Origin of the sequence: Nocardioides sp., assembly GCF_035429765.1 — a bacterium.
Taxonomy (GTDB): Bacteria; Actinomycetota; Actinomycetes; order Propionibacteriales; family Nocardioidaceae; genus Nocardioides.
In genome coordinates this window covers 1-7,595 of sequence record NZ_DAOMFK010000149.1, presented here as the reverse complement: position 1 = coordinate 7,595, position 7,595 = coordinate 1, and the positions used below count along the sequence as shown (strand labels likewise).

7 protein-coding genes are annotated in these 7,595 nt (G+C 70.7%); all 7 read right to left on the bottom strand.

Annotation, left to right across the window (positions count from 1 at the left end):
- Positions 1–124 precede the first annotated feature (124 nt).
- Positions 125–1,096 carry a PDR/VanB family oxidoreductase gene (locus PLP61_RS12720; protein WP_324503098.1) on the bottom strand — a complete coding sequence of 324 codons (972 nt, stop codon included), beginning with the start codon at positions 1,094–1,096 and terminating at the stop codon, positions 125–127.
- Positions 1,096–1,812 (bottom strand): HAD family hydrolase, encoded by a 717-nt coding sequence (locus PLP61_RS12715; protein ID WP_324503096.1) that lies wholly within the window; start codon positions 1,810–1,812, stop codon positions 1,096–1,098. Before PLP61_RS12715 ends, PLP61_RS12720 begins: the two co-directional genes overlap by 1 nt.
- Positions 1,812–2,120: a hypothetical protein gene (locus PLP61_RS12710; RefSeq protein WP_324503095.1), complete on the bottom strand. Its 309-nt coding sequence runs from the start codon at positions 2,118–2,120 to the stop codon at positions 1,812–1,814. The genes PLP61_RS12715 and PLP61_RS12710 overlap by 1 nt, the downstream gene beginning before the upstream one ends.
- Positions 2,113–3,369: a Rieske 2Fe-2S domain-containing protein gene (locus PLP61_RS12705; protein ID WP_324503094.1), complete on the bottom strand. Its 1,257-nt coding sequence runs from the start codon at positions 3,367–3,369 to the stop codon at positions 2,113–2,115. The genes PLP61_RS12710 and PLP61_RS12705 overlap by 8 nt, the downstream gene beginning before the upstream one ends.
- Before the next feature lie 75 nt (positions 3,370–3,444).
- Positions 3,445–5,259 carry a PEP-utilizing enzyme gene (locus PLP61_RS12700; protein ID WP_324503093.1) on the bottom strand — a complete coding sequence of 605 codons (1,815 nt, stop codon included), beginning with the start codon at positions 5,257–5,259 and terminating at the stop codon, positions 3,445–3,447.
- A gap of 82 nt (positions 5,260–5,341) precedes the next feature.
- On the bottom strand, positions 5,342–6,430 hold the full coding sequence (locus tag PLP61_RS12695) for a PEP/pyruvate-binding domain-containing protein (RefSeq protein ID WP_324503092.1): 1,089 nt from the start codon (positions 6,428–6,430) through the stop codon (positions 5,342–5,344).
- Positions 6,430–7,595, bottom strand: a 1,166-nt coding sequence (locus tag PLP61_RS12690; protein WP_324503091.1) for a histidine phosphatase family protein, incomplete at its 5' end; no start/stop codon positions are given. The genes PLP61_RS12690 and PLP61_RS12695, both read right to left, overlap by 1 nt.

The window sequence follows — 7,595 nt, the reverse complement described above, 5'->3', positions numbered from 1 at the left end:
GGGCCTCGGCGCTCTGCTCGTGGCACTCAGGTTCTTCCGCTGGCAGCCTGACGCGCGGTGACGGCGAGACCCTGACCAGGCGCACCGCTGCCCGGTCCCGATTCGTCGGGAACAACGTGTCGTGCTAGAGCTCCAGCTCGAGCCGGGTGCTGGTGGGCCGGGAGCAGCAGATCATCATCTGGTCCATCGCCGCCTGCTCCTTCTTGGTGAGCACCAGGTCCCGGTGGTCCACGGTTCCGGCGAGCACCCGGGTGACGCAGGAGCCGCAGATGCCGTCGCGGCAGTCGTTCTCGACCTCGATCCCGAGCGCCAGCACGACGTCGAGGATGCTGGCGTCGGGCTTGAGCCGCAAGGTGTGCCCCGTCCGGGTCAGGACCAGCTCGTAGGTCTCCCCGTCGGGGACGGCCACGGGCTCCGGCTCCTCCACCCCGGCCCGGGAGAACAGCTCGAAGCGGACCACGTCCTGCTCCGCGCCGTACGCCGCCTCGGCGGCCGCCTCGACGGCCCGCAGCAGCGGCAGCGGCCCGCAGACGTAGACCAGTCCGCCCGGCGGCAGCGAGCGCACGATCGCGTCGAGGTCCGGGCGGCCCTGCTCGTCCTCGGCGAGGAAGGTGACCGCCCCACCGAGGGCGCCGAGCCGGTCGCGGAAGGCCATCGTCGCCGCGGTGCGGCCTCCGTAGGTCAGCGAGTAGGGGCGACCGGTGCGCGCCAGCTCTTCGGCGAAGGTCATGATCGGGGTGATCCCGATCCCTCCGGCGACCAGCGCGTGGAACGGCGCCTCCTCCAGGTTGAAGTGGTGCTTGGGACGCGTGACCAGCAGCTGGTCACCTACCCGGAGCTGCTCGTGCAGGTACGCCGACCCGCCGCGCGACTCCGGCTCGCGCAGCACGGCGATCTGGTAGGAGGACAGGTCGTGCGGGTCTCCGCACAGGGAGTACTGCCGGGTGGTGCCGTCCGGCACGTACACGTCGATGTGGGCGCCCGGCGACCACGGGGGCAGCGGGTCACGGCTCTCGATCCGGACCAGCCGGACCGAGATGACCCCCTCGGCCTCCCAGGTCATCTGCTGCACGCGGAGCTCACGTTGCTCGACCATCAGTCCACCTCCTGAGGGACCAGCCCGAGCAGCCCGCGCACCTGGGCGTAGGCCGCCTCCGGGTCGCGGGGATCGAAGACGACGGTCGGGATCCCGAGCGCCTGCGCGCCGCGCACGTTGGTCATCTGGTCGTCGACGAAGACCATCTCGGCGAAGCCCACGTCCAGCCGGTCGGCCATCACCTCGTAGAGCCGGCGGTGGGGCTTGAGGTAACCCTCCACCGACCCGTCGACCAGCACGTCGACCTCGTCGAGCACGTGCATCTGCTCGATCCACTCCTCGGCGTGGAAGGCGCGCAGGTCGTTGGTGAGCACGCCGATGCGGCACCCGGCGGCCCGTGCGTCGTGGATGAGCTCCAGCGCCCCGTGCCGCACCATGCCCGGTCGCGGCGGGTCGTAGAGGTGCGCGATCATCTCGCGCACGGCCTCGCCCCCACCGCCCTGCTCGGCCCACTCCTGCGCCCGCCGGTCCCAGTACTCGCGCTCGGTGAGGGCGCCGGCCTGCAGCTGGCGCCACTCCTCGTCGGGTCGGTCGGCGGGCGCCATCGGGCCGCGCTCGTGGAGCAGCCGGTACGCCGGTGCGTCCGGTCCCAGGTCGCCGACCAGCTCGAACGGGGTGACCAGCACGGGGCCGCCGAAGTCCAGCACCAGGGCGGTGCCGCGCCGGCGCCGCACCGACGCCGCCGGGTCGGCCGCCACGTGTGCCGGGTCGGCCACTAGTGCTCCGGCTCCTCGATGATCGCGCGGTCGAAGAGCACCACGTTCCCGGTCCAGTGGCAGGCGGCGCACCAGGTGAGGAAGACGCGGTCCTCGGCGACCCACCACTCCGAGGTGAGCCCCCGCTCCAGCGAGCTGCCGCACATCGGGCAGAACCGCGGCCGGTCCAGCAGGTGGCGCTCGGCGTGGGGGGAGAACCACTCGCTGCGCGGGGGCAGCCGGTGCGGGTCGGGAGGCAGCGCCGGGTCGAACGGCGCCACCTCCCGGTGGTGCGTGGTCATCCAGCCGTCGCGGGAGTGGTCAGCCACTCGAGCCCGCCTTCTCGCGGGCCACCGCGGCGTCGCGGTGCAGCGCCAGCAGCTGGTCCCGGATCGGGGAGTACTTCATCGAGCCCCCGGTGATCCACTGGTCTGTGAAGGCGGTTCCGGCACCGAACTTGTCCTTCTCGCACGGCAGGTGGATCACGTCGTGCTTCTCGCGCACCACGCCCGGCGGGTCCTCGCCGTCCTCGACGGACTGCATGGCCTCCTTGAACATCTTGCGCAGCATCGCCACGCCCTGGTCCGAGCGGCCCAGGTGCTCCTGGGTGCGGTCGGTGATCGCACCCTGGGACACCCACGCCATCACGTCCTGCCCCTCGACGTAGTTGGTGATGAAGTTGCCGTTCTCGTCCATCCACTCGTAGTCGTAGACGACCGGCCGCTCCTGGTGCTCCCAGACCCCGCCCTCGGGGTGGTGGAGGGAGTAGAAGAGCTTCCAGGTGGTGGTGTCGTCGATCGGCACCCGGATCTGCATCTGGTCGATCCACTGGCCACCGACCCGCATCCCGTAGGGGAACATCAGCGGGTGCCCGACGGCCCAGTCGTCGTCGCTCTCGCTGTGGCCCTCCAGCACGCGGCGCTTGATGATGCCGTACTCGAACTCGTCGAAGGCCACCTTGACGTGCTTCTTCTGGAAGGACTTGGGGGCCTCGAACCCCTCCATCCTGCCGACGAAGTCGAAGTAGTAGCCGTGCAGCCACTCCACGTGGTGGGGGTCGACGGAGTTCTCCATGATCTGCAGCCAGTTGCACGGCAGCGTGGCCACGCCCACGTCCCGGATCCCGTCCAGGACGTAGACGTCGAAGCGGGGCAGCTCCGGCACCGGCGCCGGGCCGACGTACACCCACACCATGCCGCCCATGGTCTGGGCCACCCCGGCGTGCGCCTTGATCTTGTCCTTGAAGGTGGTGTTGTCGGTCTCCGCCGGCTGCTCGACGCACTGCCCGTCGAAGCCGAACTTCCAGCCGTGGTAGCCGCAGCGGATGCCGTCCTCGTGGACGACGCCGTAGGTCAGCGAGGCGCGGCGGTGGGGGCAGTACTCACCGACGATGCCGTACCTGCCCGAGGGGGTCTTGTAGAGCGTCCAGTCCTCCCCGAGCAGCCGCACCGACTTGGTGGGTCGCTCGTCGAAGTCCTGCTCGAAGGCGATGGGGTACCAGTAGCGGCGCAGCAGCTCGCCCATCCGGGTCCCGGGGCCTACCCGGGTGAGCTCTTCGTTCTGTTCCACGGTCAGCATGGGTGTCTCTCTTCTCCTCGCGGGCGGGGGTGGCGCCCCCGGGACCGGTGGGGGGACGGTCCCGGGGGCAGGGGGTCAGTCCAGGACGCTCACCTGACCGGTGTTGCCGTCGACCCGGATCATCTGCCCGGTCGCGATCTTCTTGGTCCCGAAGGCGGTGCCGGTCACGGCGGGCAGGCCGTACTCACGGCACACGATCGCGGCGTGGCTCATCATCCCGCCGACGTCGGTGACGGTCGCCTTGATCTTGCCGAACACGGGGGCCCAGGACGGGGCGGTGAGCGGGGCGACCAGGATCTCGCCGTCCTGGATGTCGCCGATCTCGTCGGCGCTGAAGATGACCCGGGCCGGGCCCTCCACCAGGCCGGGCGAGGCGGCGAAGCCGGAGAGCGACCCTTCCGCGCCGCCCTCGCCGGACTGCAGCCAGGCCGCCACCGAGTCGGAGGTGATGCCCCACAGCATCACCGTGAACGGCTCCGTCACGACCTCGGGGGGGACGCCCAGCGCCGGCGGGGCGGACCACCCCTTGAGCGCGGTGAGGATGCCGCGGCGCCGCTGGATCTCCTGGGGCCAGTAGCCCGGTCCGCGGGACGGGGCGCCCACGGCCCACCCGGAGTAGAGGTCCCACAGCGCCTCGGCCAGCTCGTGGCGCTTGAACATGAACACGTCGTCGACCTCGTGGATGAAGCCGGCGCCCTGGAGCACTTCCCCGAAGTTGCGCATCTTGCGCCACAGCACCGAGTGGGCCCAGTGCTCGACGTAGAAGTTGTGGTTCTCCACGTAGGGGAAGACGGTGCGGGAGAGGCCGAGCTTGCCGTCGAAGGCCTCCCGGTCCTCGTCGGAGGTGAGCAGGTCGCGGTACTCCCCGACCACCCGGTCCCGCTCGGCGTGGAGGGCCGCGATCGGCCGGTTGAGGTCCACCCCCTCCTTGACCTTCTCGATGTAGTCGGCGATGTAGCCGAAGGGCACCTCGACGTTCTGGATCCAGATCTTGTCGGAGTGGTAGAAGCCCGAGCCGGTGGAGAAGTTGAACCACGGCTCGCAGGCCTCGTCCCACCGGGCGAGCCAGGCGCGCCCGGCCTCGGACTCGCCGAGCGCCGCCTGGATCGACGCGGGGTCACGGGAGCCGAACGCCCCGTCCACTCCCGACTCGACCGCCAGCCGCGCCAGCTTCTTCAGCTCGTCGTCGGGCCGGAAGAGGTCGACGTCGACCCCCGCCACCATCTTGGCGATGGCCAGGTCGGGGATGCTCGGGAATGCCTGCTTGCAGAACCCGAAGAAGTCCAGGTACGCCGCGTAGCCGAGGTTGAGGAACTCGAAGTGGTACTGCCAGAGCCGGAAGCCCAGGTCCAGCAGCCGGTGGTAGGTGGCCAGCAGGTCGTCGCCCGAGCCCTTGCCGGCGCCGGAGGTGATCACCTCCATGTCCTCCATCACCGGCAGCGGCCTGACGTCCAGCTCGGTCATCTCCTTGACCAGCTCACGGATCTTGACCAGCCAGTCGTCGTAGAGGCGGTCCCAGTTGCCGAAGTAGTACCCGGCCCGCTCCAGGAAGTGCGGCACCCGGGCCTCGATCTCCTCCGGGGTGGCGACCGGCACCGGGGAGAGGTAGACGTAGCCGTTGAGGATCCGGTAGTCCACCCCGAGCGCCGGCGGGATCAGGTAGTGGCGGGTGTTGTACTGCGAGAGCGAGGCCAGGGCGTACTCGAGGAAGGTGACGTCCCAGGGGGTCATCGCCTCGGGCCAGTGCACGCCGTCTTGGAACCAGAACCCGCCCTCCTCGTACTCGCGGCGCTCCGCGCTGAACAGCGAGGAGTAGGTGTAGAGCTCCTCCCAGCCCTCGGCGCCCGCCGGCGGCTCGATGTCGAACGGGCTCGGGAATCGATCGGCCATGTGTGTCCTCCGGTGGTGTGCCCGGCGCGGCGGTCGGGCGGTGGGTGGGTGGTGTGGTGCTGCGGGTGTCGGGGCCCCCGAGTCAGGATCCCGACGCCCCTCCCTTGCGCGAGTACAGCGGGTTGACGAGGGTGTCGACGATGCTGGTCATCAGGTCCTTCCGCGTGCTGACCTGGTGGGGCTTCTTGCTCCAGACCGTCTCGGGCCTGGCCTGGAGCAGTACGACGTGCTCCCCGTCGGGCAGGTCGCCGTCGACGGCCCACTCGATGTCCTGGGGGCAGCCGTAGTGCTTCTCCGCGGTGCGCGCCAGCCGCGCGATGGCCACGATCTCCTCGTCGGTGAGCGAGGGCCGGTTCGCCTGCTCGGGCTCGAGCTCGACGAAGTCGATGGCGTCCTCAGCGAGCAGGTAGGCGTGGGTCTTGGGCGAGATGACCCGCCGGTTGATCGACCACATCACCTTGTCGACCAGGAAGTTGTCGGGGGTGACCTCGCCGGACACCACGCCCTCGCCGAAGCCCCAGGCCGAGTCGATGCAGATGCCGGACCGGTCCCCGTTGGTCGGGTCCAGGGTGAAGGCCACCCCGGCGGCCCGCGGCCGGACCATCTTCTGCACCGCCACCCCCATGTCGACCGCCGTGTGGTCGTAGCCCATCTCCTCGCGGTAGGCGATCGCCCGGTCGGTGAACAGGCTGGCCCAGCAGGCCCGGACCTTGTCCAGCACCTCGTCGGCACCGCGCACCCACAGGTAGGTGTCGTGCTCGCCGGCGAACGAGGCGTCCGGGGAGTCCTCCGCGGTCGCCGACGAACGCACCGCCACCGGGACGTCCTCCACCCCGCAGTAGGCGCTGAGCTCGGCGTACTTCTCCCGGATCTCCTGGGCGGACTCCTCGGGGATGGGCCAGCGGCGCACCATCTCCCGGGCGGTGGCCGCCGCCGTGGCGAGGCCCGCCATGTCGCCCACCGGGACCGCACGGAGCATCGCGGTCAGCTCGCCGTAGTCGGTGGCGATGCCCTTGGCGTCGGCGTAGACCGAGGTGGTGACGGCGAAGCCGGGCGGGACCGGGAGACCGGCCTGGCTCATCGTGCCGAGGGAGGCGCACTTGCCTCCCACCACGGGCTTGAACTCCTCGACGAGGGTGTCGAAGGTGATCACGTGCGGGCGGTCACACATCACTCCTCCCTTCCGGTGGTCTCGAAGCGGTGGTCGGTGGACGGTGGCAGGGCGGCCAGGTCGGGGACGGCCACCTCCTGCACGCGGTTCCGGTAGAGCACCAGGGCGGTCACCCCGCCCTCGAGCAGCCGGATCCGGACGAACTCGGTGTTGAACGGCTCACCCGGGTCGTAGCCCATGGCGGCCGTCGCGAAGGCCCGGATGGGTCCGGAGTGGGTGGCCACGACGATCTGCCTGGCCGCCGCGTGCCTCTGGAGCTCCACGATGCCGCGCCAGAAGCGCCGCACCGCCGAGACGGGCGGCTCGAAGTAGAGCATCGGCATCGTCAGCCAGTGCGTGATCGGGTCTCCGCCCCCCTGCTGGATGCCCCAGAACCGGTCCACCTCGACCAGCCAGCCGGGCCGCTCGCCGAGCCCGATGCGCTCGTACCTCTCCATCTCGCGGTGGTAGATCCGGAAGGCGGAGGTGACGTCGCGCGGCCCCTCCGGGGTGGCCACCCGGAAGTTGATGAAGTTGTGGTCGTCGTGGACCTCGGACACGGCGGCGTCCTCGCGGCCGAAGAGCGCGATGTTGTCCAGCAGCCCGCGGCGCAGGTGCTCGGCGGTCTGCCGCGCCCGGTTGGTCGGCGCGCAGACCAGCTCCACGTGGTGGCCGTCCTGCACCCGGCGGGCCAGCTCCTGGCCGCGGCGGTGCGCCTGCCAGGCGCCGAGCGGGGTGAGGCCGGACTCCGAGGAGTAGCCCTGGGTCTCGCCGTGGCGGACCAGGTAGATGTCGGCGGTCACCGACGCGAGCTGGTCGCGCCGCTCCGGGACGATCTCCTTCGTCCGGGTGACCTCCGCCCAGGCCCGGGTGGTGCCCAGGCTCTCCCCGTCGAAGGAGACCGTCTCGCCCAGGCCCTTCCCACCCCCTTGGCGCTCGCGGAAGCGTCGCAGGTAGAGCGGCGTGTCGTCCGCACCGTCCCCCGGCTCGTCCACCGGTGCGGTGCGGGCGGCCTCGCGCTCCAGCACCGCTTGTGCTTCGGGGTAGTCCTGCAGGGCGATGACGCTCGGCGCACCGCGCTTGAAGATGCCGGCCTTCTCGCCGGCGACCTTGCCGACCGTGTCGCCCAGATACTCGGAATGGTCCCTGCCGATGGGCGTCACCCCGGCCGCCAGCGGCTTCTCGA